This is a genomic window from Bordetella bronchiseptica, from assembly GCF_900636925.1.
GTDB lineage: Bacteria > Pseudomonadota > Gammaproteobacteria > Burkholderiales > Burkholderiaceae_B > Bordetella > Bordetella pertussis.
This window is the reverse complement of sequence record NZ_LR134326.1, coordinates 4,597,887-4,622,612: the sequence shown is the minus strand read 5'-3', so window position 1 is coordinate 4,622,612 and position 24,726 is coordinate 4,597,887. Positions and strand designations below refer to the sequence as shown.

At 67.5% G+C, this 24,726-nt stretch carries 24 protein-coding genes; 16 read left to right on the top strand and 8 right to left on the bottom strand.

The genetic code is table 11. From position 1 onward, the window contains the following. Positions 1 to 167: 167 nt before the first annotated feature. Positions 168 to 1,463, bottom strand: coding sequence for a type II toxin-antitoxin system HipA family toxin (locus EL288_RS21585; protein ID WP_080707652.1), 1,296 nt, complete (start codon positions 1,461 to 1,463; stop codon positions 168 to 170). Then, entirely contained in the window at positions 1,460 to 1,789 is a 330-nt protein-coding gene (locus EL288_RS21580; protein WP_010925868.1) for a helix-turn-helix domain-containing protein, read from the bottom strand. Before EL288_RS21580 ends, EL288_RS21585 begins: the two co-directional genes overlap by 4 nt. 68 nt (positions 1,790 to 1,857) lie before the next feature. Here EL288_RS21580 and EL288_RS21575 point away from each other — a divergent pair, with 68 nt between their 5' ends. Next, on the top strand, positions 1,858 to 2,034 hold the full coding sequence (locus EL288_RS21575; RefSeq protein ID WP_010925869.1) for a hypothetical protein: 177 nt from the start codon (positions 1,858 to 1,860) through the stop codon (positions 2,032 to 2,034). A gap of 157 nt (positions 2,035 to 2,191) precedes the next feature. Here EL288_RS21575 and EL288_RS21570 read toward each other — a convergent pair whose 3' ends face one another. Continuing rightward, entirely contained in the window at positions 2,192 to 3,121 is a 930-nt protein-coding gene (locus tag EL288_RS21570; protein ID WP_003807852.1) for a LysR family transcriptional regulator, read from the bottom strand. A 227-nt stretch (positions 3,122 to 3,348) separates the two neighbouring features. Between EL288_RS21570 and EL288_RS21565 the strand changes: the two genes are divergently transcribed. The 13 genes from EL288_RS21565 (at position 3,349) to EL288_RS21505 (ending at position 18,542) form a co-directional block, all read left to right on the top strand. Beyond that, entirely contained in the window at positions 3,349 to 4,224 is an 876-nt protein-coding gene (locus EL288_RS21565; protein WP_230590294.1) for a tripartite tricarboxylate transporter substrate binding protein, read from the top strand. 17 nt (positions 4,225 to 4,241) lie between these two features. Continuing rightward, the gene (locus EL288_RS21560; RefSeq protein WP_225665581.1) at positions 4,242 to 6,353 is read left to right on the top strand and encodes an acetate--CoA ligase family protein; all 2,112 of its coding nucleotides are present in this window, start codon (positions 4,242 to 4,244) and stop codon (positions 6,351 to 6,353) included. 47 nt (positions 6,354 to 6,400) lie between these two features. Further along, positions 6,401 to 7,135 (top strand): enoyl-CoA hydratase/isomerase family protein, encoded by a 735-nt coding sequence (locus EL288_RS21555; RefSeq protein WP_003807859.1) that lies wholly within the window; start codon positions 6,401 to 6,403, stop codon positions 7,133 to 7,135. Between the two features lie 78 nt (positions 7,136 to 7,213). Further along, a complete protein-coding gene (locus tag EL288_RS21550; RefSeq protein ID WP_010925870.1) occupies positions 7,214 to 8,191 on the top strand; it encodes a tripartite tricarboxylate transporter substrate binding protein in 978 nt (325 codons plus the stop codon). 460 nt (positions 8,192 to 8,651) lie between these two features. Continuing rightward, the gene (locus tag EL288_RS21545) at positions 8,652 to 9,251 is read left to right on the top strand and encodes a cupin domain-containing protein (protein WP_003807865.1); all 600 of its coding nucleotides are present in this window, start codon (positions 8,652 to 8,654) and stop codon (positions 9,249 to 9,251) included. Positions 9,252 to 9,319: 68 nt separating this feature from the next. Next, complete coding sequence (locus EL288_RS21540) at positions 9,320 to 10,312, top strand: Bug family tripartite tricarboxylate transporter substrate binding protein (RefSeq protein ID WP_010925871.1); 993 nt, start codon at positions 9,320 to 9,322, stop codon at positions 10,310 to 10,312. 49 nt (positions 10,313 to 10,361) lie between these two features. Continuing rightward, entirely contained in the window at positions 10,362 to 11,951 is a 1,590-nt protein-coding gene (locus EL288_RS21535; RefSeq protein ID WP_003807869.1) for a rhodanese homology domain-containing protein, read from the top strand. 40 nt (positions 11,952 to 11,991) lie between these two features. After that, positions 11,992 to 12,882 (top strand): LysR family transcriptional regulator, encoded by an 891-nt coding sequence (locus EL288_RS21530; RefSeq protein ID WP_003807871.1) that lies wholly within the window; start codon positions 11,992 to 11,994, stop codon positions 12,880 to 12,882. Beyond that, on the top strand, positions 12,879 to 14,585 hold the full coding sequence (locus EL288_RS21525) for a thiamine pyrophosphate-requiring protein (protein WP_003807873.1): 1,707 nt from the start codon (positions 12,879 to 12,881) through the stop codon (positions 14,583 to 14,585). The genes EL288_RS21530 and EL288_RS21525 overlap by 4 nt, the downstream gene beginning before the upstream one ends. 167 nt (positions 14,586 to 14,752) lie before the next feature. Then, the gene (locus tag EL288_RS21520; protein WP_033446661.1) at positions 14,753 to 15,931 is read left to right on the top strand and encodes a CaiB/BaiF CoA transferase family protein; all 1,179 of its coding nucleotides are present in this window, start codon (positions 14,753 to 14,755) and stop codon (positions 15,929 to 15,931) included. Next, on the top strand, positions 15,928 to 16,698 hold the full coding sequence (locus tag EL288_RS21515; RefSeq protein WP_003807877.1) for an enoyl-CoA hydratase/isomerase family protein: 771 nt from the start codon (positions 15,928 to 15,930) through the stop codon (positions 16,696 to 16,698). Before EL288_RS21520 ends, EL288_RS21515 begins: the two co-directional genes overlap by 4 nt. 48 nt (positions 16,699 to 16,746) lie before the next feature. After that, positions 16,747 to 17,733 carry a tripartite tricarboxylate transporter substrate binding protein gene (locus EL288_RS21510; protein ID WP_010925872.1) on the top strand — a complete coding sequence of 329 codons (987 nt, stop codon included), beginning with the start codon at positions 16,747 to 16,749 and terminating at the stop codon, positions 17,731 to 17,733. Then, positions 17,730 to 18,542, top strand: a complete 813-nt coding sequence (locus tag EL288_RS21505) for an IclR family transcriptional regulator (RefSeq protein ID WP_003807881.1) — start codon at positions 17,730 to 17,732, stop codon at positions 18,540 to 18,542. The genes EL288_RS21510 and EL288_RS21505 overlap by 4 nt, the downstream gene beginning before the upstream one ends. A 24-nt stretch (positions 18,543 to 18,566) precedes the next feature. Here EL288_RS21505 and EL288_RS21500 read toward each other — a convergent pair whose 3' ends face one another. From EL288_RS21500 to EL288_RS21485, 4 genes are all read right to left on the bottom strand, one after another. Next, on the bottom strand, positions 18,567 to 19,529 hold the full coding sequence (locus EL288_RS21500) for a Bug family tripartite tricarboxylate transporter substrate binding protein (protein WP_003807883.1): 963 nt from the start codon (positions 19,527 to 19,529) through the stop codon (positions 18,567 to 18,569). An 81-nt stretch (positions 19,530 to 19,610) separates the two neighbouring features. Continuing rightward, positions 19,611 to 20,009, bottom strand: coding sequence for a Zn-ribbon domain-containing OB-fold protein (locus EL288_RS21495; protein WP_003807885.1), 399 nt, complete (start codon positions 20,007 to 20,009; stop codon positions 19,611 to 19,613). Continuing rightward, a complete protein-coding gene (locus EL288_RS21490) occupies positions 20,006 to 21,178 on the bottom strand; it encodes a thiolase domain-containing protein (protein WP_003807887.1) in 1,173 nt (390 codons plus the stop codon). Before EL288_RS21490 ends, EL288_RS21495 begins: the two co-directional genes overlap by 4 nt. 43 nt (positions 21,179 to 21,221) lie before the next feature. Then, positions 21,222 to 22,778 (bottom strand): class I adenylate-forming enzyme family protein, encoded by a 1,557-nt coding sequence (locus tag EL288_RS21485; protein WP_003807889.1) that lies wholly within the window; start codon positions 22,776 to 22,778, stop codon positions 21,222 to 21,224. Positions 22,779 to 22,946: 168 nt separating this feature from the next. Here EL288_RS21485 and EL288_RS21480 point away from each other — a divergent pair, with 168 nt between their 5' ends. Next, the gene (locus EL288_RS21480; RefSeq protein WP_003807890.1) at positions 22,947 to 23,963 is read left to right on the top strand and encodes a LacI family DNA-binding transcriptional regulator; all 1,017 of its coding nucleotides are present in this window, start codon (positions 22,947 to 22,949) and stop codon (positions 23,961 to 23,963) included. A gap of 167 nt (positions 23,964 to 24,130) precedes the next feature. After that, on the top strand, positions 24,131 to 24,469 hold the full coding sequence (locus EL288_RS21475) for a glycine zipper 2TM domain-containing protein (protein WP_126622028.1): 339 nt from the start codon (positions 24,131 to 24,133) through the stop codon (positions 24,467 to 24,469). A gap of 42 nt (positions 24,470 to 24,511) precedes the next feature. On the opposite strand, the gene EL288_RS21470 is transcribed toward EL288_RS21475, so the two are convergent. Beyond that, complete coding sequence (locus tag EL288_RS21470) at positions 24,512 to 24,721, bottom strand: hypothetical protein (RefSeq protein ID WP_003807894.1); 210 nt, start codon at positions 24,719 to 24,721, stop codon at positions 24,512 to 24,514. Positions 24,722 to 24,726: the final 5 nt, after the last annotated feature.

Below are 24,726 nucleotides of genomic sequence, written 5' to 3'. Positions count from 1 at the left end.
TCCAAAATGTGGTGCATCCTCGCTTTCTCAGCGGGGATGTCACCTTACCAATCAATGAGTTGGACGCTAAATTCTGTCCCCATCACCCGCTCCATACGCATCTGGCCACTTTAAGAAAAGGTCCAGGTGCTTGAGTAGCCGCGCGCAGAGAGAGAAGCCCGGCGCATTCATCCTTCGAGCAGCGCAGCCGTCGCATCCATCTGTTCGTGCTCAAAAGCCGCCGCGAAGTCGTCCAGCTCATATGCGCGCAGCCCGACCTCGACGCCAAGGGCGATTTTTTTCCAGTTCGCTACTGCGGCATGGACGTCGGCCAGGATGCTTCGAGCTTGTGCGTGATTCAGTAAGAAATAAGGCGCCCGAGCCAGCAACATATGCACATCGGTGATCGGACCATCCTCCTCGGATAGCCATGTCTTGGACTCCCGTTCCTTGTCTGGAAACGGGTTGATGTCAAAGGCCGGTGCAAGGCGCCACAGCCCGTGCTCCACGTGCAAGAACCCATGATTCTGCAAGTGATCGTCCACGTTCGTGATCAAGAGGTTGAACACGAGACGGCGCCAAAGTTGGTGCAAATCCCGAGTAGGCGAGTGCCCGTAGGAACGGATGGCGTCTGCAATTTCCGTGTAGCTACGCTCCTCTTCGCGCGAGGCCTGTAGCAGCGATGCTGCCGATTGGTAGGGAATTCGGCCATCGTTGTCGTCTCGGTCAAATCGCCGAATGACGGCCACGGGGACATCGGCGAGGGAGACGATCCGCGCAGGCGCCGCGTCGATCCCCGCCAACTGCGCCAGCTTCAGCGCCAGGACTTCCCCGCGCGTGACGCTGCGCGTGTCGTTCACGCTGGGAAACTTGCCGATGGCTAGCCTGCCGTCTTCATCCACGATGGTGCATTTGGGACGCATGCCGCCAAGCGACGTACCCTTGCCCTGCAGGTAGCGCAGGTCTTCGGCTGTCTCTTGTCCGCGTTCGACCGCGCGGCTGGCCCGGTAGATGCGCTCGAGTTCGATCATCGGCGGGGTCGCGCGTCTTCCTTCCGGCACTGTTCTATGCCAAGGTCCATTTGAATCGCGTAGCCGCAGTGCGCCCACTCGGCTGAAGTCATCGACTGCCAGCAGATAATCCAGCTCGGTGAGAGGGCGCAGTTGCGGATCAGTGCGGCGGCGCTTGGCGTGGTCGCGGGCGATGACGCGGCGGCCCCAGGCATCGGGGCTCGTATCGGCGATTGCGCCGTGGAAGACGGAGTCGTGCGGCGACGCAGCCTTGTGTGGCTGATGGCCAGGCATCAATTGCAGATCGGCAGAGACGTTGAACCGTTCAGGGCTGGCCAGCCAGGTCTCGTCATAGGCGAAGGCGCAATTCTGGCGCCGGCCTTGTTGTACGTAAACGAGCGAGCCGAGCGGCAGGCCGGCCTTGCCAAGGCATACCTGCACGTGTTGGCGGGTGGGCGTGCCGGTTGCCATCACAGCGCTCCCGAAGGGCCGCCGGATTTGCTGCGTATGCGTTTGGGCAAGTGTTCGTCCATCAGCGTGAGGCCGATTTCGTCGTTCGGTGTGTCCAGCAGGTGTTCGAGTGCCCGAATCTCGCCAAAGACATGCAGCGCTCGGGCGAAGAAGTGGATGGGCACCTTGATGTCGCCCTTTTCCATCCGGCGCACGGTGGATAGCGACGCGCCCATGCGCTCGGCAAGCGAAGCCTGGGAGATGTGGCGTCGCCTGCGCGCCAGGGAGATGTCGTTGCCCAGCTTCCGGATCGCGCGTTCGACAGGAAGAGGAACTGGAGGAGCCATCATTAGACCTCCTTTGGGACTACTAATTTGAAATTAAAGGTCTGTAGAGAATTATTATAGTCAAGACGCCATTGCAATTCAACGATATGGCCGATCGCCGAATCCAATACGCCCGGATTCTTTGGGGCTTTGAACCTGCTGCTGGCGTGGTGCTTTTCCCGGAGGAGATTCCGGAGTCAGGTCTTTACCTCGAAGGGGCGAGGAAAACGATCACCGTGAACGCCTACGAGCGTGACACCGCGGTATGAGCTTGATCCTGTCCGCGATCTGCGTCCGGTGTGCCCAAACTGCCACGCGATGCTGCATCGTAGAACGCCTGTATTGAGCATCGAGGCGCTTCAAGCGATCCTTCGTCAAGAAAGCGCGTGGGCAGATGAACCGAGAAGCCCTGATTCTTGACCCCCCCTACAACCCCAGCGCCGCCCGCAATGCCTGGATCTTTTCGTTCATCCGCTTGGCGCGATAGACCAGCGCGACCTGCGCGCTGGCCGGGGAGGGCGATATGCGGATGGGGGCGACGGTGCCGGGGGGCACGTTCTGCAGTGTTTCGCCGTGCGCGAAGCCCAGGCCTATGCCGGCCACGACCAGCTGGATGCTGGTGGTGGGGTTGTTCGCTTCGACCACGGGCACCGGGGGCAGCAATCCGGCGCGGCGGAAGACCCAGTCTATTTCCTTGCGCAGCATCGAGTCCTGCGCGGGCAGGATCCAGTCTTCGTTGACCAGTTTCGCCAGCGGCACGGGCCGGCGCGATTTGGCGAACCGATGGTCCGGGGGCGCGACGAGCTGGTAGTTCGATTCGTAGAGTTTTTCCTGGTGCAGCGGCATCTTGACGGCTTCGATGTGCTGCGGCGCGTAGGTGGTGACGAGGGCGTCGGCGTCGCCTTCCTGGAGCGCGGCGAACAGTTCGGGCACGGGCCGCTCGATCAGTTGTACGTGCACGCGCGGCCGCAGGGCGGCCAGGCGGCTGATGACCCTGGGCATGACGCTGTGCGCGACGAAGTGCGGCGCGCCGACGCGGATCAGCGCCGCGACTTGCGGTCCGAGGTTGATTTCCTGCGGGACGCGTCCCAGCTCCTCGAGGATCTGCCGCGCGCTGCGCGTGGCGGCGATGCCGTGTCCGGTCGGCGACAGGCCGCGCGAGGTGCGCACGAACAGCTGCACGCCCAGGACGCCCTCGATTTCTTCCAGCATGCGGCTCAGGGCGGGCTGGGTGACGTGCATTTCCTGCGCGGCGGCCCTGAGGCTGCCTTCGCGCGCCAGCGTGAGGAGCAGCTGGAAATGGCGAAAGCGCAGGCGCGAGGCGAGCCGGTTGAGGTCGGGGTCGAGGAGGTCCATCGCGATAACAAGAGGTTTTCACACGATAAGAAGATATTACTTCAGCAAATCGCCGTTGCCTCCTAAGATTTGCCCAATCAATGCACTGCTCAGGAACTGCAATGCCGGATGCGAAGCGAGTGTTTCCAGCACGGCGGGCGTTTGTTGTCGGGATGGCCGCGCTGATGCTTTGCGCCGGGGCTGGCGCGGATGCGCGGGAGGATTGGCCGGCGCGGCCGATCCGGGTGGTGACGCCGTTTCCCGCCGGGGGGATCAACGATACGGTGATCCGCATCGTGTGCGAGAAGGTTGCGGCCGCGCTCGGGCAGCCTATCATCGTCGAGGTGAAGGCGGGCGCGGCGGGGGCCATCGGCACGGATTTCGTGGCCAAGAGCGCGCCGGATGGATATACCTGGCTGGCCTCGTCGGGGCCGGTGTTCACGGCGGCGCCGGCGCTTTTCCAGGCCTTGCCTTTCGATCCGCTCAAGGATTTCCGCGCGGCGGCGATGCTGGCGACGGCGCCGAACATTCTGGTGGTGCCGCCGCAGCTGCCGGTGTCGAATCTGCGTGAGCTGGTCGCCTATGCCAGGCAGGCGCCGGGCGGCATTTCCTATGCGACGCCGGGCGCGGGCAGTTCGGCGCACCTCGGTACCGAGGCGTTCATGCGCGATGCGGGCTTCAGCGCCACGCAGGTGGCGTACCGGGGCGCGCCGCCGGCCCTGCTGGATCTGATCGGCGGGCGGGTGCAGTTCATGATGGTGAGCGCGAGCCTGGCGGCGGCGCAGATCGGCGCGGGCAAGCTCAAGGGCCTGGCCGTGATGGACACGCGCCGCTTTCCGGGCGCCGCGGATATTCCGACGGTGGCCGAGGCCGGGTTCAACGTCGAGCCGGTGGTGCCGTGGTTCGCGATCCACGTGCCGGCGCGCACGTCCGACGCGATCGTGGCGCGCATCAATCGCGAGGTGGTTGCGGCGCTGGCGGATCCGCAGGTGCGGGCCAGCCTGGGCAAGGCCGGCGCGGCGGCGGCCGAGCCGGCGGCGCCGCGGCAGATCGATGCCGCGATGCAGGCCGAGGCGGCGCGTTTCCAGGCGCTGGCGCGCGAGCAGAATCTGGCAAAGCAATGATGGGGGGCAGTGCAGTCATGACGTTGATTGAAGAGCAGGCGGGTCGGTCCGCATCGGTCGTCGAGTTGATGAATCCGGCTTGCGTGGCGGTGGTCGGGGCGTCCGAGGACCGCCGGAAGTTCGGCGGCCGCATCCTGCATTTGTTGAACAACCAGGGGTTCCGGGGGCGGATTCTTCCGGTCAATCCGGTGCGCGCGGAGATACTGGGGCACCAGGCCTACCGTTGCATCATGGACTTGCCGCAGGCGCCGGACCTGGTGATCCTGGCGATTCCCCGGGATCTGGTCGTGCAGGCCGTGTCCGACTGCGGCGATATCGGCGCCAAGGGGGTGATCGTGGTCGCTTCCGGGTTCTCGGAATCGGGCGATGAGGGGGCCAGGCTGGAGCAGCAGCTGCTTGCCGTCGCGCGCGAGAAGGCGGTGCGCATCATCGGGCCGAATTGCGTGGGCGTGGTCAGCCCGGCGCATGGGTTTTCGTTGGCGACCACGGTGTCCCTGGTGGACCGCGCCCCGCTGCCGGGGCACATCGGTCTCATCAGCCAGAGCGGGGCGGTCATGGGGACGATGATAGACCGTGGCATCAGCCAGAACGTCGGCTTCTCCCATTGCATTTCCGTGGGCAACCAGGCGGATGTGGATTTCTGCGATTTCGTCGACTTCATGATCGACGATCCGGGCACGCACGTGATCTGCACCTATGTCGAAGGCATCAAGCGTCCGGATCTGTTCCTGCGCGCGGCCGGGCGCGCCCAGGCGGCCAGCAAGCCCTGGCTGCTGATGAAGTCGGGCAGGACCGAGGCCGGGGCCGCTTCGGCGTTCTCGCATACGGCGAGCCTTGCGTCGAACCAGGCGATCCTCGATGGCGTGTGCCGCCAGTTCGGCATTCTGCAGGTCGACGACGTCGAGGGCATGCTGGTCGCGGCGTCCGGCTGGAACAAATATCCGGACATGCGGGTCCGGTCGGTGGCGGTCCTGTCGCCGTCTGGCGGCGGCTGCACGATCGCCGCGGACCGGCTCAGCGATATCGGCGTTCCCCTGGCCCGCTTCTCGGATCGCGCCACGGCGGCGCTGGCGCCGCTTTTCGATGGCCCGGTGCGCAATCCGGTGGACATCGGCGCGGCCAACGACGGCGCTGCGATGGGCTACGTCGAGACGATCCACCGGGCCGCGCTGCAGGACGAGCAGGCGGATCTCGTGCTGTCCGTCGTGACCAACGCGCCGGTGCTGACCGAGGTCGGAAAAATGATAGGCGATGCGGCCCGGGCGGTGGACCAGCCGCTCCTGGCGGTCGCCATGCCCGGCGGCTATGCCGAGGGAGCGCGCGAGCAGCTTGCCGCGGCGGGCGTGCTTTGCACCGATTCGCTGGACGCGGCCATGCGCGCCATCGGCGCCTGGCATGCGTGGGCGCGGCGGCCCGCGGCCAGCAGTGCGGTCCGGCCGCAGGGGCTGCCCGTTCCGGAGCCGGTCGGCGCCGGCCGTCTGGACGAGGCCGGGGTCAAGCGGCTGCTGGGGCGCTACGGCATTCGCGTCAACGAGGGGAGGGTCGCCGCGACGCCCGATGAGGCCGCGGCCGCGGCCCAGGCGCTGCGCGCGCCGTATGTCGTCAAGGTGATCAGCGAGGACATCAGCCACAAGACCGAGGTGGGCGGCGTCAGGCTGGGTCTGGCCGACGGTCCCGCGGTGCGGGCGGCGGCAGTGGAGATGGCGGCGCAGGTGCGGCAGAAGCGGCCCGATGCGCGGGTCGATGGCTTCCTGGTGCAGGAGTTCGTGCGCGGCGAACTGGAGTTGCTGCTTGGACTGAAGCAGGACGCGCAGTTCGGCGTGACCCTGGCGGTGGGCGCCGGCGGCACGCTGGCCGAGATCCTGCGCGACGTGCTGTTCGCGCCGTGTCCGGTCTCTCGGGAGAGCGCTGGACGATTGCTGGAGCGGCTCAAGCTGGCGCCGCTGTTCGGCGGCGTGCGCGGGGGCCCGCCGCTGGACGTGGCGGCGGTGGTGGACACGATGGTGCGCCTGAGCTGGCTCGGCCACGACCTGCGCGACAGCCTGCAGGAGCTGGACATCAATCCCGTGCTGGTGCTCGCCGACGGGGCGGGATGCGTCGCGGTGGACGGGCGCGCGCTGTCGGGCTGAGACGGAGCGCGCCCAAGACCTTATTCAAGTTCGACAGGGGGAAACACATGGAAGTCACTTACCAGTCGCTCGACCGGGTTGCGCTGGTCACGATCAACCGTCCGCAGCGGGGGAATTCGATGAACCCGGCGGTGGTCAGGGAACTGGCCCAGGCCTGGGAACGATTCAGCGGCGGGGATGACCTGGTCGCGGTGATCACGGGCGCGGGCAACGATGCGTTCTGTACCGGGGCGGACCTCAAGGAGTTGCCCGGCGAGGTATGGCGCGCGCTGCCCAACTTCGCCGTGCCCACCGACAAGCCGGTCATTGCCGCCGTGAGCGGCCGCGCCGTGGGGGGCGGCTGCACCCTGGCGCTCTACGCGGACATGATCGTCGCCAGCGAGTCGGCGCAATTCATCTATCCGGAGGCGAAGATCGGCATCTTCCAGGGCATCATGGGGGGCTTTCCCAGAAAGCTGCCTTATGCAGCCGGGTTGGAGTGGATCACGACCGGCGATCCCATGTCCGCGCAGCGCGCCTACGAACTGGGTTTCGTGAACAAGGTATGCAAGACAGGCGAGCAGGTCGAGGCGGCGCTGGAGATGGCCCGCAAGATCGCCGCCAGCGCGCCACTGGTTGTCCAGGCCATGAAGCATCTGGCGCTCAAGACCTTGCCCGCCAACCCCATGGAAACGTTCTATCCGCAAAAGGGCATGCTCGAGGCGATCGCCAGGAGCCAGGATGCCGAGGAGGGCCTGCAGGCGCTGCGCGACAAGCGCGATCCGGTATTCAAGGGCTGCTAGGCAGCGGCGGTTCGGGGCAGGGCGCGCGCAGACGGGCCTGCCCTTCTCGAACAGGATGTGTTCAGGAGACAAATCATGATGCGTTCTTCGTTGGGCCGCTTGTCGGCCTGTCTGGTGATGTTGGGCTGCCTGATGGGATTCAGCGCGGCGGGCGCGGCCGCCGGGTTTCCGGCGCAGCCGATCACGCTCGTCGTTCCCTATCCGCCGGGCGGCACGGCCGACAGCCTGGCCCGGGTGCTGGCGAAAAGCATGGGCGCGCGGCTGGGCGTGAACATGATCGTGCTGAACAAGGGCGGGGCGGGAACGGTGGTCGGCACGCAGTTCGTGGCCAATAGCGCCGCCGACGGGTACACGCTGCTGTTCACCGCCACGCCGTTCGCGATCAATCCCTCGTTGTTCGAAAAGCTGCCCTATGACACGTTGAAGGATTTCACGGTGGTGTCCGATATCGCCGAGACGCCCCTGGTCGTGGCGGCCGGTTCCGGCACGTCCATCAATACCCTGGGCGAGCTGGTGGACAGGCTGAAAACCGGCAAGGACAATTCATATGGCTCCGCGGGGCCGGGCAGTTCGCCGCACCTGGTCAGCGAACTGCTGCTGCACGAGGTGAACGGGGAGGCGACGCACATTCCGTATCAGGGCAGCATGCCGGCGGTGATGGACCTGGTCGCCAATCGCACCACATTCATGTTCGATACGCCGCTCTTGATGTTGCCGCTGGCCAAGGAGGGCAGGCTGAAGCTGCTTGCGCAAACCTCCACGCAGCGCTCGCCCCTGCTGCCCACGGTGCCGACGCTGCAGGAAAGCGGGTATCCGAACCTGAGCGTGACTTCATGGTTCGTGGTCGCCGCGCGTTCCGGCGCGCCCAGGGACGTGCTCGAGAAGCTGAATTCGGCGATCAATGCCGCACTGGCCGACCCGGTTGTCGCGGGCGCCTACGAGGCCCAGGGGATGATCAAGACCGGCGGGACCCTGGACAAGGCGCAGGCCAAGCTGCAGCAGGAAGTGAAGAACTGGGCGCTGGCGGTGCAGGTGTCCGGAGCCAAGGTGCGCTGATCCGGGCGGGCCATGGCCCGCCCGCAATCCGCGGCGCCGGATGCAACATGGGCCGGGTGCCGCGGATTATGGTTCCAATATTGAATTTAAATATTCATTATTAATATTTGCGGTGCGATTCCTGAATAAGAAAATTCAATAATAAATAATAAAAAGAAGCAGTTTCTTATTCCTCCAGGCACAGGTTGCGCCGGCAGGCGGCGTTGCGCCCCATGCATCCCGGCTTGCCGGCAAGGCCGCGCCGGCGCGTGATCTCCAGCGCGCGCACGGCCGGTTTCCATGGCGTTGCACCCGCCGCCGCGCGCCTCCAGGCATGGCCATGATGCATTGATTGCATTATGACTTTATGGAATATCCGGCAGGCAAATCGGAAATTGACAGAATAATTGCCGTGCCCCAACCTAGCCGCACGCTGTTTTCGTGATGTTTTGTTTTTTCACTGCGTGTACTGGAGGCATTTATGCGTGAGCCCACTCCTGAATTGGTGGCGCGCCGTCGCGAACTGGTCGAGGCAACGATGACGCGGGTGCGCGCCATCGAAAAGCAGCACGGCCCGACCCGCGAGGCGCTGGAGGCGATCAAGAATGAATTGCTGGCGCTGGCCCGTGAACGGGATGTTTTCCTTACCACGGAATTCAAGCCGGCCAAGCGGGGGACCTTCAAGGACTTCGTTGCCTATCGCTTGAACGAAGAGGACGGCACGGGGCGGGCGATGTATCTGTCGCTGGCGCTGCCCGGCAAGTCGAGCCCGCCGCACAATCACAAGAACTGGGCGGTGCTGGTCGGTTTGGTCGGCGCCGAGGAAAACCGGCTTTACGAGGTGGACGAGAGCGGCAGCTTTCGCCAGCGCGACGCGATCATGGTCGGCCAGGGCGTGGGCGTGGCATTGATGGGCGACGACATCCACAGTATCCACGTGCAGGGCGTGGGCGACGAGCCGGTCTGGCAACTGCGCTTCTACGAGCGTCCGCTGGAAGACCAGGTGGACCGCGAGCAATTCGATCCCGGCACGGGCAAGCGTGAGATGTTCCCGCCCAATCCCAATGTGAAGCCATCCTGAAGGGAAGGCGCCGTCCATGGGGCGGGAGCGTAGCGGGTCGTGGTCCTGACAATAATCTGGCAGGGGAGATGGCGATGAAGCGACGTGAAATGTTGAGTCTTTGCGGCAAGTCCGTGATCGCGCTGGGCTGTGGCGGTCTTCCGGCGATCTTGCGGGCCCAGGGGCGTTTCCCCTCCAAGGCGTTGACGTACGTGGTGGCCTACACGCCAGGGTCGGCCAATGACATCCTGGTGCGGATCCTGGCGCCGGAGCTGGGCACCCAGCTCGGGCAGAGCATCATCGTGGACAACAAGCCCGGGGCGGGCGGCAGCATCGGGATGGCGGCCGTCGCGCAATCGAAGGCGGACGGCTACACGCTGGGCCTGGGCTCGACGGCGACGATGGCGATCAATCGCGCGCTGTACAAGAACCTGCCTTATGACCCCTTGCGGGACTTCGAGTCGGTGGTGAAGTTCGCCTCGACGGCCAACGTGCTGGTGGTGCCGGCCGGCGGCCCGGCGAAGACCCTGGCGGACCTCAAGCCGCGCGACGGCAAGCCGCTGATGTTCAGTTCTCCCGGCAATGGGACGACGCAGCATCTGGCGGGGGTGTTGTTCAGCAGTACGACGAAGCTGCCGACCGAGCATGTGCCGTATCGCGGTCCGGCCGAATCGGTGATGGCGGTGGCGTCGGGCGAGGTGGATTTCTCGCTGGCGTCCCTGCCGTCGGCGCTGGCGCAGATCCGCGCCGGCCGGCTGCGGGTGCTGGGCTGTACCTCGCTCAAGCCGCCGTCCAGCCTGCCGCAGGCGGTGTCGCTGGCGGAGCAGGGCTTGCCGGGCTTCGAGCGTACCGAGGTGTGGTTCGGGCTGGTGGTGCCGTCGGGTACGCCCGACCAGGCGAGGCTGGCCCTGGAACAGGCGTCGGTCCAGGTGCTGGGCAAGCAGGACGTGCGCGAAAAGCTGGAACAGGCGGGGTATCAGCCCGCGAATCCGCAGTCGGAGGGCAAGTTCGATCCGTTCGTGCGCGAGCAGGTGGCGTTCTGGGCCGATCTGGTGAAGCAGGCGGGCGCTTCGATCGATTGAACGCTGGCCGGGCCGGATGGGCGGGCGGCATGCATGCATGGGGGTGGAGATGTCCGAGGTCGTGAGCGCGCAATGGTTGAGGCAGCGCCTGGAAAGCGGGGCGGAGTGCGCGGTGGTGGATCCGCGCGAAGAGGGGGCGCATTCGGTGTCGCCGCACTTGTTCCATGCGGTCAACCTGCCGCTGTCGCAGTTGGAGCTGCGGGTGGAGCGCCTGTTTCCGCGCCGCGACGTGCCGATCGTGGTGGCGGGCGCGGGCGACGCGCTGGACGAGCGCGCGCGGCGCCGGCTGCAGGAACTGGGGTACGCGGGCGCCGTGCGGCTGGAAGGCGGCTCGCCCGCCTGGGCCGGCCTGGGGCTGCCGTTGTTCACGGGGTTCAACACGGCCAGCAAGGCGTTTGGCGAGTATGTGGAGCATGGTTGCGCGACGCCGTCGATTTCGGCCGACGAGTTGCGGGAGATGGTGGCGTCGGGCCGTCCGCTGGTGATCATGGACAGCCGTACGCCGGCCGAGCACCGCCGGGCGACGATTCCGGGTTCGGTAAGCGCGCCGGGCGCGGAACTGGTATTGCGCTACGCGGAACTCGCGCCGGATCCGCACACCACCCTGGTGGTCAACTGCGCGGGCCGTACGCGCAGCATCATCGGGGCGCAGTCGCTGATCAATGCCGGGGTGCCGAATCCGGTGTTCGCGTTGCGCAACGGCACGATGGGCTGGGCGCTGGCCGGCCACAAGGTCGAAACGCAGTCCGCGCGCCAGGCCCCGGAGCCGGGCGCGGCGACGCTGGCGTTGGCGCAGCAGCGCGCGGCGGCGGTGCGGCGCCGTTTCGGGATCGGCGAGATCGGCGCGGCCGAATTGCAGCGCCTGCGCGCCGGCGGCGAGCGAACGGTTTACCTGTTCGATGTGCGCACGCAGCAGGAGTACGAGCGCGGGCACGTGCCCGGCGCCGTGCATGCCCCGGGCGGCCAGCTGGTGCAGGCGACCGATTCTTATGTGGCGGTGCGCAATGCGCGCATCGTCCTGTATGACCATCATGGGGTGCGCGATGTCATGACCGGATCGTGGTTGCGCCAGATGGGGCATGAGGATGTGGTGACGTTGCGGGCCGATGCGGTGTCTGCGGCGCAACTGGCCGCGGGCCCGCAGGCGGTGCGGGTGGCCGGGCTCGATGGCGCGCGGGCGCGCCGGCTGGCGCCGGCCGAGGCGGCCGGGAGCCTGGCGCAATACACGGTGGTGGACGTCGGCGCTTATCGCGATTACCAGGCCGGCCACCTGCCGCAGGCGTATTGGGTGACGCGGGCGCGCCTGGCCGAGGCGCTGGACGGGTTGCCGGCCGACCGGCCGTTGCTGCTGGTGTCGCCGGACGCCTTGCTCGCGCAACTTGCCTGCGCCGATGTGGCGGCCTCGGCCGCCAGGCCGGTATATGTGCTGGAGGGCGGCATGGCGCGCTGGCGCGCAGAGGGCCGGCCGGTCGAGGAGGGCGACGGGCGGCCCTTGCACGAGCCCGACGATGCCTTCGTCAAGCCCTTCGAGGCCAGGGATCGCGAGTCGTCGATGCAGGCCTACCTGGATTGGGAGGTGGGCCTGCTTGACGCGGTGCAGCGCCATCCCGCCATACGCTTCGACTTGTACAAGGAATGAGCCTCTGGTAGAGCTTTCTCCATCCAGGGAGGAAGACGATATGAATCTGAGGCAAATCGAGGCGTTTCTGGCGGTGGTCGACCTGGGCACAGTGACCCGGGCGGCGGAAACCATGTATGTGACGCAGTCGGCGGTAAGCCGGCTGATCTCCCGGCTCGAGCGCGAGGTGGGCTTTACGCTGTTCGATCGCCGCCAGGGCCTGATGGCCCCGACGGCCGAGGCCAAGGCGCTGCACGCGGAGGCCATGCGTTCGTACATCGGGCTGAAGGAGATCCAGTTCGCGGCGCAGCGGATCGCGCAGATCGGCAGCGGCATGCTGAAGGTATGCGTGATGAGTTCGCTGCAGCAGGGAGCGCTGCCCAGGCTGGTGACGGAGTTCATGCGCAAGCATCCCGGGATTTCGGTGATGTTCGACGTGCAGCGCCACTACGACGTGGTGTACGCGGTGTCGCGAGGCAGCGCCGAGATCGGTTTCGCGACGCTGCCGGTGGACCATCCCAATATCGAGTCGCTGCCGATCGCGCGCACGCCGGTGGTGTGCCTGCTGCCGACCGGGCATCCCCTGGCCGAGCTGGAAGCGATACGGCCCATGGATTTGCACGGCGTGGATTTCCTCAGCGTGCCGCGCATGCGTTTCAACGATCGCATTACCCGCATTCTCGAAGCGCATGGGGCGAGGCCCCGCACGCGTATCGAGGCGGGCACGATGCTCGCGGCCATGGCGCTGGTGGAGGCCGGGGCCGGGGCTTTTGTCGTCGATGCCTTTACGTTGGGGGCGGTGCGCGATGCGCAGGTCGTGCTCCGGCCGTTCCATCCGGAAGTCATCGTCGAGGTTGGGGCCTTGTATTCGAATTCCCAGCCGCTTTCCATCCTGGCATCCAGGTTCCTGGAGCATTGCCGGGCATTCCAACATGAGATGGAGACAACATGAATGCTTGCCTGCCCGCCGAGGCGCCCTTGGCCGACCCCGATCCGCTCGACCCCGATCGCAAGGCGGTGGATGAGGTGGCCCGGATACTGAAGGCCGAACACACCGAGCTGCTGTTCTGCTTTCCGATCAACTCCCTGATCGACGCCGCGACGGCGGCAGGCATCCGGCCCGTGGTGGCGCGGACCGAACGCGCCGTGGTGGGGATGGCCGACGGCTATGCGCGCGCCAGCCTGGGCGAGCGGGTAGGGGTATGTGCGGTGCAGTATGGGCCCGGCTGCGAGAACGCGTTCGGCGCGATGGCGCAGGCGTATTCGGATTCGTCGCCGGTGCTGATGCTGCCGGGCGGCGTGAACGAGTCGCGTACGGACGTGCGGCCGAATTTCGAGACGGCCAAGCACTATGGGAACATCACCAAATGGGTGGCGCGCGTCAACCGGCCCGATCGCGTGGGCGAGATGATGCGGCGCGCCTACACCGGGCTGCGCAACGGCCGGCGCGGGCCCGTGGCGCTGGAGCTGCCCATGGACGTGATGGAGCAGCCGGTCGGCCGCTCGGCGTCGCGCCACGCGCCCAGCCAGGCCATCCGCACGCTGTGCGATCCGGACACGGTGCGCGCGGCGTGCAGGCTGCTGCTGGCGGCCGAGCGGCCGGTGCTGCACGCGGGGGCGGGGGTATTGCAGTCGGGCGCCACGCCGGAGCTGGTGGAGCTGGCCGAGTTGCTGTCGATTCCGACGATGACGACGTTGTCCGGCAAGAGCGGTTTCCCCGAGCGGCATCCGCTGGCGCTGGGCAGCGGCGGCATGGCATGGCCGGCGACGGTGGCGCATGGGCTGCGCACGGCAGACCTGCTGTTCGGCGTCGGCGCGAGCCTGACCAAATCGGTGTTCGCCGCGCCCCTGCCCGCCGGGCGGCGCGCCATGCAGCTGGCGGTGGACGATTCGGACCTGAACAAGGACTATCCGCTGGACCATGCCTTGCTGGGCGATGCCAGGCTGGTGCTGCGGCAGATGATAGACATGCTCAAGAACGAGTTCGGCGTGCAGCCGGATCCGGCCCGCACCGCGCGCACAGGCGGCGAACTCGAGGCAATACGGCAGGCCTGGCTGCGCCAGTGGCACGACAAGCTGACGTCGGCGTCGCGGCCCATCAATCCGTACCGGGTGGTGCATGACCTGCAGATCGCCTGGGCGGATCGGGACGTGATCATCACGCACGATGCCGGCAGCCCGCGCGACCAGCTCAGTCCGTTCTACCGCTGCCGCCGGCCGGGCGAATACCTGGGCTGGGGGCGGTCGACCCATCTGGGCTACAGCCTGCCCCTGGCGCTGGGCGCCAAGATGGCGCGCCCCGACGCGCTGGTGGCGCACTTGCTGGGCGACGCGGCGTTCGGCGAATGCGCGATGGACCTGGAGACGGCAGTGCGCAACCGGATCGGCACCGTGACGGTCCTGATGAACAATGGCTGCATGGGCGGCTACGACAAGCACATGCCTTTGTCGAGCACCACGCATCGCACGCGCTTTCTGTCCGGCGACTACGAGATGATCGCGCGCGGCCTGGGCGCGTGGACCGAGCGGGTCGAGGATCCGGCCCGATTGGTCGAGGCCTTGCGCGAGGCGGCGCGCGTCGCCGATACCGGCCGGCCCGCGGTGCTGGAAATCATGACCGCCGAGGAAAAGGCCTTGTCCCAGGAAGCGCCGTAGCGGGCGGCAGGCCGCAAGAAGCCGGCGCCCGTGCCAGGGTGTTCACATTGTGAACACCCTGCTTCTGTTTCACGAGTCTCCGATCCTACGATGGCTGCGCACCGATGGGTGCATTGCCAAGCATCGGAGACAGACGGGTGACATCAACCATTCCTGGCAGCCCCGCGTTGGATGGGCTGGTCGTACTGGACATATCGCGCGTGCTGGCGGGCCCTTTGGCCGGCCAGATCCTGGGGGACCACGGCGCCAATGTCATCAAGGTCGAATCGTTCAACGGCGACGACACGCGGGGATACGGCCCGCCGTTCGTCGGCGAGGACGCGGCCTATTTCCTGGGCCTGAATCGAAACAAGCGCAGCATCGCCGTCGACCTGTCCCGGCCGCAGGGCCGGGACCTGTTGCTGGATATGGTGCTGGGCGCCGACGTGCTGATCGAGAACTTCAAGCGCAGCACGTGGCGCAAGTGGGGCATCACGGACTTCGGCCAGCTCAGCGCGCGCAACCCGCGGCTGGTCCATTGCCGCATTTCCGGTTTCGGCGACGATGGCCAGCTCGGCGGCATGCCGGGCTATGACGCGGCGGTCCAGGCGCTGACCGGATTCATGACGATCAACGGGCCCGCCGAGGCGGACCCGACCAAGCTGGGCGTGCCCATCATCGACGTCAGCACGGGCTTGAATGCGGCGATCGCGATATCGATGGCGCTGTTCGAGCGGTCGAAATCCGGCAAGGGGCAGTTGGTGGAGGTCAGCCTGTTCGACACGGCGCTGGCCATCCTGCACCCGCACGCGGCCAATGTGCTGGCCGGCGGGAAGGCCGAGCGCAGCGGCAACCTGCATCCGAACATCTATCCCTATGACTTGTTCCCGACCCGCACGGCGGATATCTATCTGGCCGTGGGCAACGACGGCCAGTTTCGCTACCTGTGCAAGTCGCTCGGCTGCCCGCAGCTCGCCGATGACGGCCGCTTTTCGTCCAACCGGCTGCGGGTCGCCAACCGCGCGGCCTTGCGCGAGATCCTGACGCAGCGCCTGAAGGACGTGGATGGTTCCGAGCTGTTCCAGGGCTTGCTGAGCAACGGGGTGCCGTGCGCGCCGGTGCATTCGGTGCAGGAGGCGCTCGAGCTCGAGCATCTGCGGCAGCGCGACGGCCTGGTGCGGGTGGGGGAATACCAGGGGCTGCGCTCGCCCATCCGGATGCAGCGCACGCCGCCTTCGGTACGGGCCCGTCCGCCCGGCATCGGAGAGCATACGGACGAGCTGCTGGGCGAGCTGGGTTTGCCGCCGGGGCAGATCGCCAGGCTGGTGGACGAGGGCGTGGTCAAGGTTTCCAAGGAGCGAGCATGAACCATATCAGTATCAGGTACGAGGACTCGGTGGCGGTGGTGACCTACGACCGGGGAGAGAAGAAGAATGCGATGTCGATGCAGATCATCCGGGACCTCACCGCGACGGCCGAGGCGCTGAAGGATCGCCACGACATCACGTGCGTGGTGCTCGGCGGCAGCCGCGCGGCGTTCAGCGCCGGGGTGGACCTGACCGACCCGGAGCGTTTCGACCTGGCCGGCAAGAGCCTGAGCGAGCAACGCCAGATCCTTACCCTCGGCACGCGCATGTGCCGGGCCTGGGAGGAACTGCCGCAGATCACCGTCGCGGCCATCGAGGGCATGAATGTGGGCGGCGGCGTGGCGCTGACGCTCGCCTGCGACTGGCGCGTGATGGCCGACGACGCGTATCTGTTCGTGCCCGAGGCCCAGATCGGGATCAACCTGAGCTGGAACGCGATCCCGCGGCTGGTGAACATGGTCGGCGCCTCCATGGCCAAGCAGATCGTGCTGCTGGGCGAGAAGATGCCCAGCGCCCAGGCCAGGGAACTGGGCCTGGTCGATTGGGTGGTGCCGGGCGGCAGCGCCGAGGCGCGCGCCATCGAGCTCGCCGGCCGCGTATCGCAGTGTCCGGCGCATGTGGTGAGAATGAGCAAGCAGAGCATCAACGCCCACGCGAACGCGCTGAATCATCTCGGCACGTATATGGATGTCGATCAGGCCATGGTGTGCGGCGCCTCGCCCGAGGCGGCGCGCGCGCGCGGCCAGTTCAACAAGGCGCGGGCCTAGCGGCGGCGCGCGGCCGGCTGGACAAGAAAAACGACCAGGAGACAAAAGATGAATACCAATCTCGCGAAGTGGCTGGGGCGGCTGGTGGTGGCCGGCGTGGCGTTCGGATCCGGCGCGCCGGCCGCGACGGCCGCCGATCAGCCATCGTCCTGGCCGCGCAAGTCGGTGACGATCGTGGTTCCCTTCTCGCCGGGCGGGTCCACCGACCAGATCGCCAGGCTGTTCAGCGCCAAGCTGGCCGAGAAGCTGGGACAGCCGTTCGTGGTCGTCAACCGCCCCGGCGCCGGCACGATCGTGGGCATGCAGGAGGTGGTGCGCGCCCGGCCCGACGGCTACACGCTGCTGCTGGCGGTCAGCACGGTGTCGACCCAGCCGGCGCTGTACCCGAACCTGCCCTACGACATAAAGCGCGACCTGGTGCCGGTGTCGCTGCTGGGCAAGATTCCGCTGCTGATCTATACCAACCCGGCCTTTCCGGCGCACACGCTGGGCGAACTGGTCGAGCAGGCCCGCAAGCCGGGCGCGGACATCACCTACGCGTCGCCGGGCGCGGCATCGACGGCCGGCTTGACCGGGGAGTTGTTCAACGAGAAGGTCAAGACGGAGATCCGCCACATTCCGTACAACAGCGGTTCGCCGGCCATGACGGATGTCATGGGCGGAAACGTGGATCTGCTGTGGGGGACGGCGGCGCAGGGGCTCGAGCAGTACCGGGCCAAGCGGTTGAACGCGGTGGCCATATCGAGCGAGCGCCGCAGTCCGTCGTTTCCCGAGGTGCCGACGTTTCGCGAGCAGGGCGTGGACCTGGTGGCCGAGGAATGGTTCGGCCTGATGGCGCCCAAGGGCACGCCGCCGGAGATCGTGGCCAGGGTCAGCCAGGCGGCCAGCGAGATCGTCAAGGGCAACAGCTTTGGCGACGACTACAATTATTTCGAATTCATCGGCTCGGACCCGGCTTCCTTCGGCGCGTACATGGACGCGCAGGCGGCGTTGTGGACCGGGCTGGTCCACCGGCTGGGGTTGCAAGTGAAGTGAAGGCCTTGAAGGCGCGCGACATCGACACATCGGACGAGGAGCAGGGCAAGGGGCCGCAGGCCTTGCGGCGGGGGCTGGCTATCGTGGAATTCCTGGAGGGCGCCGCTACGCCAGCGGTGTCGGTTACCGAGATAGCCCAGCGTACCGGCCTGCAGCGGCCGACCGTGCATCGCCTGCTGGATGCGCTCGAACAGTTCGGCTGGGTGGCCAGGCGGGACGACGGGCGCCGGTTCCTGGCGCGCGAGCGCGGCGCCGACGCCAGCTTTCTCGACGCTGGCCTCGATGCGCGCGCGCCGCGCTCGCTGATCCTGCAATCGATACCCGCGATGCGGCGCCTGGCGCAGCGCTTCGGCGACACCGTCTACCTGGTCTGGCGCGACGGCGGCGACTCGGTGTCGATTCACCGCGAGTTCGGGTCCTATCCGATCCAGGTGGTCGGCTCGTACCCGGGCAACCGCTATCCGCTGGGGGTGGGCTCGGCCGGGATGGCCATCCTGGCGGCGATGCCGGCGCCGGCGGCCGAGTCGCTGGTCATGCGCAATGCCGACAGGATCCGCGCATTCGACGGGCTGGCGCCCGAGGTCCTGCTGCGCTTGCGGGCCTGCGCGGTCGAGAGCGGTTATGCCGTGATGCAGAATTACGTGGCCAAGCAGGCGCTGGGCGTGGGCTGCGCCATGAAGCGCAGGCAGGGCGTGCCCGTGCTCGCCATGAGCGTGAGCTCCGTGGCCGAACGCATGTCGAAGGCCCGGCAGCGCGAGATTGCCACGGCCATCGACGCGGAGCTTGCGCTGCTGGCGCAAATGGAGTGAGGGGCCCGGCCCTGCCCGAAACGCCTACTGCACGGTCGCGCCCGAGGCTTGGACCACTTCCGCCCAGCGCTTGATCTCCTGGCGCACGTACGCATCGAAGGCCGCCGGGTCGGTGACCTCGGCCTGCGCGCCCATCTTGTCCAGCCATTGCAGGACGTCTTTCTGGGCGAACACGTGCGCCATTTCGGCGTGCAGCCTTTCGACCACGTCGCGGGGCAGGCCGGCGGGTCCCATCAGGCCGAACCATGAGCGGACATCGAAGCCCGGCACGGTCTCGGCGATCGCGGGGATGTCGGGGAACGCCGGGTTGCGCTGGGCGCTGGTCACGCCGAGCGCGCGCAGCCTGCCGGTGCGGATGTTGGGCGCCGCCGACGGCAGGTTGTCGAACATCAGGTCCACGTGGCCGCCCAGCAGGTCGGTGACGGCGGGGGCCGAGCCCTTGTAGGGCACGTGCTGGTACTTGGCGCCGGTGTCCATGCGGAATTTCTCGGCCGACAGGTGCTGCGAGGTTCCGTTGCCCGACGAGGCGAACGTCAGGTCGTGGGTCTGCGAGTAGCGGATGAATTCTTCCACGCTGTTGACCGGCACCTTGGGGTTGACGACCAGGACGTTGGGGATCGAAACCACGCCGGCGATGAACGTGAAATCGCCGAGCGTGTCATAAGGCAGGTTCTTGACCAGGCTGGCGTTGATGGTGTGGTTGATGGCGCCCATCAGCAGGGTGTAGCCGTCGGCGGGGGCGCGCGCCACGGCCTGGGTGCCGATCACCCCGCCGCCGCCGGGCCGGTTTTCCACCACCATGGGCTCGGGCCATGACGGGCTCAGGTGCTGCGCGATCAGCCGGGCGACGAGGTCGGTGGCGCCGCCGGCGGCGGCCGGCACGACCAGGCGCACGGGACGTTGGCCGGGATAGGCCGTTTTCTGCGCCCAGGCGCGGGTGGCCAGCAGGCTTAACAAGGTCGCGGTCAGAAACGAGCGTCGGTGCATGATGTCTCCTGTCGTTATGGTCTGCGCTTGCCGGTCGTGGCCGGAGCGCGTTTTGCGGGATATCCGGCGGTGGCGCGGAATTCACGCGGGTTCGAACACCGGCGCATGGCGCCCTTCGGGGGTTTGCCGGAAGGCCACGCGCAGTCGCATGCCGATGCAAAGGGCGGCGGCCTCGGCCCCCACGATGTTGGTCATGACCAGCGGCCCCTCGTCGAGCTGCGCATAGGCCAGCACGTAGGCGGGCGCCTGTCCCCGGTGGATGACCGAGAAGGTATGCAGCGTGGCCGCGCCGGTCGCGGGCTGCCAGCGCAACCGCTCGGACCCGCACTCGGGGCAGAATGCGCGGGGGTGCCAGTGCGTCTGGCCGCAATCCTGGCAGTACGGCAGCAGCAAGGCGCCGCCGGCCGCGGCCTGCCAGAAGGGCGCAAGTTCCGGAAAGGCCGCGACGTAGGGGTCATGGGAGAGTTCGGTCGATGTCATACGCGCTCCAGCAGCACGGTTGCGTGGGCGTGGCCGGCGCCCATTACCAGGCCGGGCCCCGTCGCCAGGGCGATGTCGCACGACGGCACCTGTACGGCGGGGTGCGCTTCGCCGCGCAGCTGGCGCACCGCTTCGATGACCTTGGTGATGCCGCCGCGGTTCTGGGGATGGTTGTTGCACATGCCGCCGCCATCGGTGTTCCAGGGCAGGCGTCCGACGCCGGAGATCAGGTTGCCGTCGGCCACGAACCTGCCGCCTTCGCCCTTGGCGCAAAAGCCCAGGTCTTCCAGCTGCAGGGCCACCATGATGGTGAAGTTGTCGTACACCGAGGCGTATTTCACGTCGGCGGGCGCGAGGCCGGCCATCTCGAACGCGCGCGGGCCGGTGACGGCGGCGCCGGTCTGCAGCAGGTCCAGGCGGCCGGCTTCGTTGGTGCGGATGGTTTCGGCGTAGCCGCGCACGCCGACCCGGGGGCGCGCCAGCGACGCGGCGATGTGCGGCGCGACCAGGACCAGCGCGCCGCCGCCGTCGGTGATGACGCAGCAGTCCATCCGGCGCAGCGGGTCCGCCACCAGCGGCGAGCCCAGTACGTCTTCGGTCGTGTAGCGCTTGCGCAGCAGGGCGTGGGGGTTGTGCTGGGCATGGTGCGACGCGGCCACCTTGACCCACGCCAGCTGTTCCATGGTCGTGCCGTATTCGTGCATATGGCGGCGCGCCAGCAGGCCGTACATGCCGGCCACCGTCCAGGCATAGGGCTGTTCGAAGGCGGCGGCCGGCCGCTCGGGCGGGATCTGGCGGATCTCGGTGCCGGTGGCCTGGCCGCTGCTGCGCGGCTTGCCCGCCAGCGTGATGAGAGCCACCGAGCACTTGCCGCGCGCGATGGCGTCGGCCGCGTGGCCGACGTGCGCGATGTACGAGCAGCCGCCCGATTCGGTGCCGTCCACATGGCGCAGCTTGCGCAGGTTGAGGTAATCGGCCATCAGCGCGGGAATGCCGCCCGGCGCATCCGCCGCGCAGAAGTAGCCGTCCACGTCCTCCAGGGACAGGCCGGCGTCGGCCAGGGCGCCGCGCGCGCATTCGGCATGCAGTTGCGCCGTGGACTTGTCCGGCGCATGGCGGGTGGGGTGTTCGAAGGCGCCTGCCACGAAGGCGGGATGTTGAAAGGCCATGTCGTTATCCAGTCGATATGAAATCCGGAGTGGCGGGCCGCGCTCAGACGCGCCGCGCCTGGCCGCTCCAGTAGCGTTCGCGGATGTCGCGCTTGAGCACCTTGCCGACCGAGCTGCGCGGCAATTGCTCCCACACTTCGATGGTCTTGGGGGTTTTCATGCTGCCCAGCCGCTCGCGGCAGTAGGCCAGGACCTGCTCCGCGTCCCATTGCGCGCCCGCCTTGAGCTCCACGACTGCCTTGATGGCTTCGCCCCAGTGGTCGTCGGGCACGCCGACCACGGCGCAATCGCCGACCGCCGGATGGGCCCACAGCACTTGCTCGACCTCGCTGGGAGAAATATTGAATCCGCCGGAGACGATCAGGTCTTTCATGCGGTCGACGATATACAGATAGCCGTCGCCATCCTGGTATCCCACGTCGCCCGTGTGCAGCCATCCCTGCTTGAATGTCTCGGCGGTCTTGGCGGGGTCCTGGTAGTAGCCCTGGGCCACCAGGTCGCCCTGGACCACGATTTCGCCGCGCTCGCCCGCCGGCAACAGATTCCCGTGCGGGTCCATGATGCCCAGGCGCACGAACGGCGAAGCGCGGCCGCAGCTTGCCAGCCGGTGCCGCAAGGCGGGGTCGCGCAGGATGCCGGCGTGCTCGCCCGCGCTCAGCACGGTGCACATGAAGGGCGCCTCGGCCTGGCCGTAGGCCTGGACCATGACCGGCCCGAAGATGTCCAGCGCTTCGCGCAGCTTGTCGACCGACATCGGGGCGGCCGAGTACAGGAAGTAGCGCAGCGACGCATAGTCGCCCCGGCGTATCTCCGGATGCGCCAGCAGCTTGTAGATCGCCGTCGGCGGCAGGAATAGCTGCGTCACCTTGTAGCGCCCGATGGCGTCGATGATCGCGGCCGGGTCGGCGGTGGGCAGGATCACGTTGCACCCGCCGTAGGCGCAGGCGGCAAAGGTGGCCGAACCCGCCGCATGCGAAAGCGGCGCCACGACCAGGTGCACGGGCCGTTCGAGCACGGGCATGGCGGCGTACCAGTTCGCCAGCAGCGCCAGGTAGTTGCGGTGCGTGACCAGCACGCCCTTGGGCAGCCCGGTGGTGCCGCCGGTGCCGCGGATGGCGACGACGTCGTCGATCCGCGCATCGCTGCGGGCCGGTGCGGCGGACTGCCGCGCCATCCAGTCTTGCAGCGAAGGCGCTTGCGGCAAGGCGCCGTCGATGCATACCACGCCCTTCAGGCCGGGCAGGGCCTGGAGCAGGCCGGGCAGCTGGGCGGCGAACTGGCTGTGGATGAACAGGAACTCGCAGCCGCCGCGCGCCAGGATGTTGGCGTTTTCCTCGGCGGCGTTGCGCGCGTTGACGGGCAGCCACATGTAGCCGGAGCGGACGATGCCCAGCGTGGCGGGAAAGGTGAGCAAGTGATTGGCCGACAGCGTGCCGACCTTGCTGTCGCGGTCCAGGCCCGCGGCGCGCAGGCCGTTGGCGATGCGATGGGACATGTCCTGGACCTGCCCGTAGCTGAGCGTGCGCCCGCCGGGTTCGATGAAACAGGGTTCGGCCAGGCCGTAGCCGGCGCCTCGATCGAAAGTGTCGATCAATTGCATGGTTGTCTCCGGAGCGCGATTCGATGCCGTGCGGGCGCGATGCTTGCCTGCCCCGGGCCGCTGCTCCTCTCGGCGGCCACGACAATAGGAAAACGTTTCCCTATCGATGATGCTACGATGCCGGTCCGAGATGGACAATGACATGGAACGTTTTCATCCAGGAAAACCATGACGAAACGAGTTTCCGTGCGCGAGGTCGCGCATGCGGCCGGGGTTGCCATCAGTACCGTTTCGCGCGTGCTCAACGGTTCGGGCTATGCGAGCCCGGATGTGCGCCTGCGCGTGCAGCAGGCCGTCGCCAGGCTGGGCTACGAGCCGGACTACACGGCGCGCCACCTGCGCACCGGCCACAGCCGGACGATAGGCTGCCTGCTGCCCAGCATCGCCAACCCGTTCGTCGCCCAGCTCCTGAGCGAGGTGGAGCGGCTCGCGCAGGCGGCCGGCTATTCCCTGCTGGTGGGCAGTTCGGAGCAACGGTCGCGCGACAAGGAGCTGGTGGCGTTCTTCGAGAACCGGCGCCTGGAGGGCATCATTGCCTTGCCCGCGCACGAGTACGACCCCATCGCCGCCTCGCCCTTCGCCGCCACGAAGCTGCCCACGGTCATCATGGACCGCGACATGGGCCCGGGTTTCGATGCCGTGCTGATCGACCACGAGCCCGGCATGCGCCAGGTCATGGACTACCTGCTGAGCCTGGGCCACCAGCGGATCGCCCTGTTCGCCATCGGCAGCCAGGTGCGCCCGGGCAGGCTGAAGCTGCGCAGCTACCGCGCCGCGCTGGAGGCGGCCGGCCTGCCGTTCGACGACAGGCTGGTGTACCTGACCGATTCGTCGCTCGAGTCCGCGCGCCAGCCCATGCAGCGCATGCTGGGGCTGGACGCGCCGCCGACCGCGATCGTCGCCGTGGGCACGCAGCTGCTGTCCGGCGCCGTGCACGTCGTGCGCGAGGCGGGGATGGATATCCCGCGCGACATGTCGGTGGTGGCCATCGGCACCATGCAGACCCTGGAGCTGATGTACCCGCCGGTTACCGCGCTGCGTTACAACTTCCAGGACAGCGCCCGCGCCGTGGTGCAGCTGATCCTGGAGCGCATCGAAAGAACCGCGCCGCCGCAGGCGCGCACCGTGGTCATTCCCTCCGACCTGATCCTGGGCAGCTCCTGCGGGCCGGCCCCGGCGCGCTGAATGCCGGCCGGGAAAGCCATTGAAACAGCTTATACGTACCGTATCCCTGTATGCAGGACTGAAACATACCTGAACGGGTATCTTGTCCTCCAGGCCGGTGGCGCCTTGCTCCGCCCGGCCCGACGCGGGGCCGCATCGCAGGGACGCCCCGCTACAGGAGAACAACGATGACAATCAACAAACGACTGATTCAGGCGATTCTGGCCGGCGCGCTGGCGCTGGGCCTGAGCACTGCGGCGCTGGCCGACAAGCAGAGCCGCAATACGGTGATCGGGGCCGGGCTGGGCGGCGTGGCCGGCGCGCTGCTGTCCGACGGCGATCCCTGGGTGACCCTGGGCGGCGCGGCCGCCGGCGGGGTGCTCGGCCACGTCATTACCGACGACGACCGGCGCGGGCGCCGCCACCATTGGGACCGCGACCGCGGCCGCGACTACAAGCGGGCCAGTTACCGGGGCCATGACAAGTACCGCGGCAACAAGCACCGGTACAAGCACCGTCGCCACTGAGCGCGGGCCGCTGGCCGCCGCCGTCGGGCCGGCCCGGCCCGGTCAGTCGGGGTCGGCAAGCGCGCGGCGGTTCCGCGAGCCGTAGAAGGGGTTGCGCGGCGCGCGCGGCTTCTCGTTCGCGGCCTCGCTCGATGGGCGGGCGCCCATGACCTCCGGGCGCCGCGCCTTGAGCCGCTTGAATGTCTCGAAGCCGGCTTGCGGGGAAGACGGTTCGTGCAAGGTGAAGAGACCCGCGACGCAGTTCACGCACATGGCTG

Bases quoted from the DNA above. Each gene is read 5' to 3' on its own strand.
- EL288_RS21580 (WP_010925868.1), bottom strand. From the start codon at position 1,789: ATGATGGCTCCTCCAGTTCCTCTTCCTGTCGAACGCGCGATCCGGAAG.
- EL288_RS21570 (WP_003807852.1), bottom strand. From the start codon at position 3,121: ATGGACCTCCTCGACCCCGACCTCAACCGGCTCGCCTCGCGCCTGCGC.
- EL288_RS21560 (WP_225665581.1), top strand. From the start codon at position 4,242: ATGACGTTGATTGAAGAGCAGGCGGGTCGGTCCGCATCGGTCGTCGAG.
- EL288_RS21555 (WP_003807859.1), top strand. From the start codon at position 6,401: ATGGAAGTCACTTACCAGTCGCTCGACCGGGTTGCGCTGGTCACGATC.
- EL288_RS21550 (WP_010925870.1), top strand. From the start codon at position 7,214: ATGCGTTCTTCGTTGGGCCGCTTGTCGGCCTGTCTGGTGATGTTGGGC.
- EL288_RS21545 (WP_003807865.1), top strand. From the start codon at position 8,652: ATGCGTGAGCCCACTCCTGAATTGGTGGCGCGCCGTCGCGAACTGGTC.
- EL288_RS21540 (WP_010925871.1), top strand. From the start codon at position 9,320: ATGGCGATGAAGCGACGTGAAATGTTGAGTCTTTGCGGCAAGTCCGTG.
- EL288_RS21535 (WP_003807869.1), top strand. From the start codon at position 10,362: ATGTCCGAGGTCGTGAGCGCGCAATGGTTGAGGCAGCGCCTGGAAAGC.
- EL288_RS21530 (WP_003807871.1), top strand. From the start codon at position 11,992: ATGAATCTGAGGCAAATCGAGGCGTTTCTGGCGGTGGTCGACCTGGGC.
- EL288_RS21525 (WP_003807873.1), top strand. From the start codon at position 12,879: ATGAATGCTTGCCTGCCCGCCGAGGCGCCCTTGGCCGACCCCGATCCG.
- EL288_RS21515 (WP_003807877.1), top strand. From the start codon at position 15,928: ATGAACCATATCAGTATCAGGTACGAGGACTCGGTGGCGGTGGTGACC.
- EL288_RS21510 (WP_010925872.1), top strand. From the start codon at position 16,747: ATGAATACCAATCTCGCGAAGTGGCTGGGGCGGCTGGTGGTGGCCGGC.
- EL288_RS21500 (WP_003807883.1), bottom strand. From the start codon at position 19,529: ATGCACCGACGCTCGTTTCTGACCGCGACCTTGTTAAGCCTGCTGGCC.
- EL288_RS21495 (WP_003807885.1), bottom strand. From the start codon at position 20,009: ATGACATCGACCGAACTCTCCCATGACCCCTACGTCGCGGCCTTTCCG.
- EL288_RS21490 (WP_003807887.1), bottom strand. From the start codon at position 21,178: ATGGCCTTTCAACATCCCGCCTTCGTGGCAGGCGCCTTCGAACACCCC.
- EL288_RS21485 (WP_003807889.1), bottom strand. From the start codon at position 22,778: ATGCAATTGATCGACACTTTCGATCGAGGCGCCGGCTACGGCCTGGCC.
- EL288_RS21480 (WP_003807890.1), top strand. From the start codon at position 22,947: ATGACGAAACGAGTTTCCGTGCGCGAGGTCGCGCATGCGGCCGGGGTT.
- EL288_RS21475 (WP_126622028.1), top strand. From the start codon at position 24,131: ATGACAATCAACAAACGACTGATTCAGGCGATTCTGGCCGGCGCGCTG.
- EL288_RS21470 (WP_003807894.1), bottom strand. From the start codon at position 24,721: ATGTGCGTGAACTGCGTCGCGGGTCTCTTCACCTTGCACGAACCGTCT.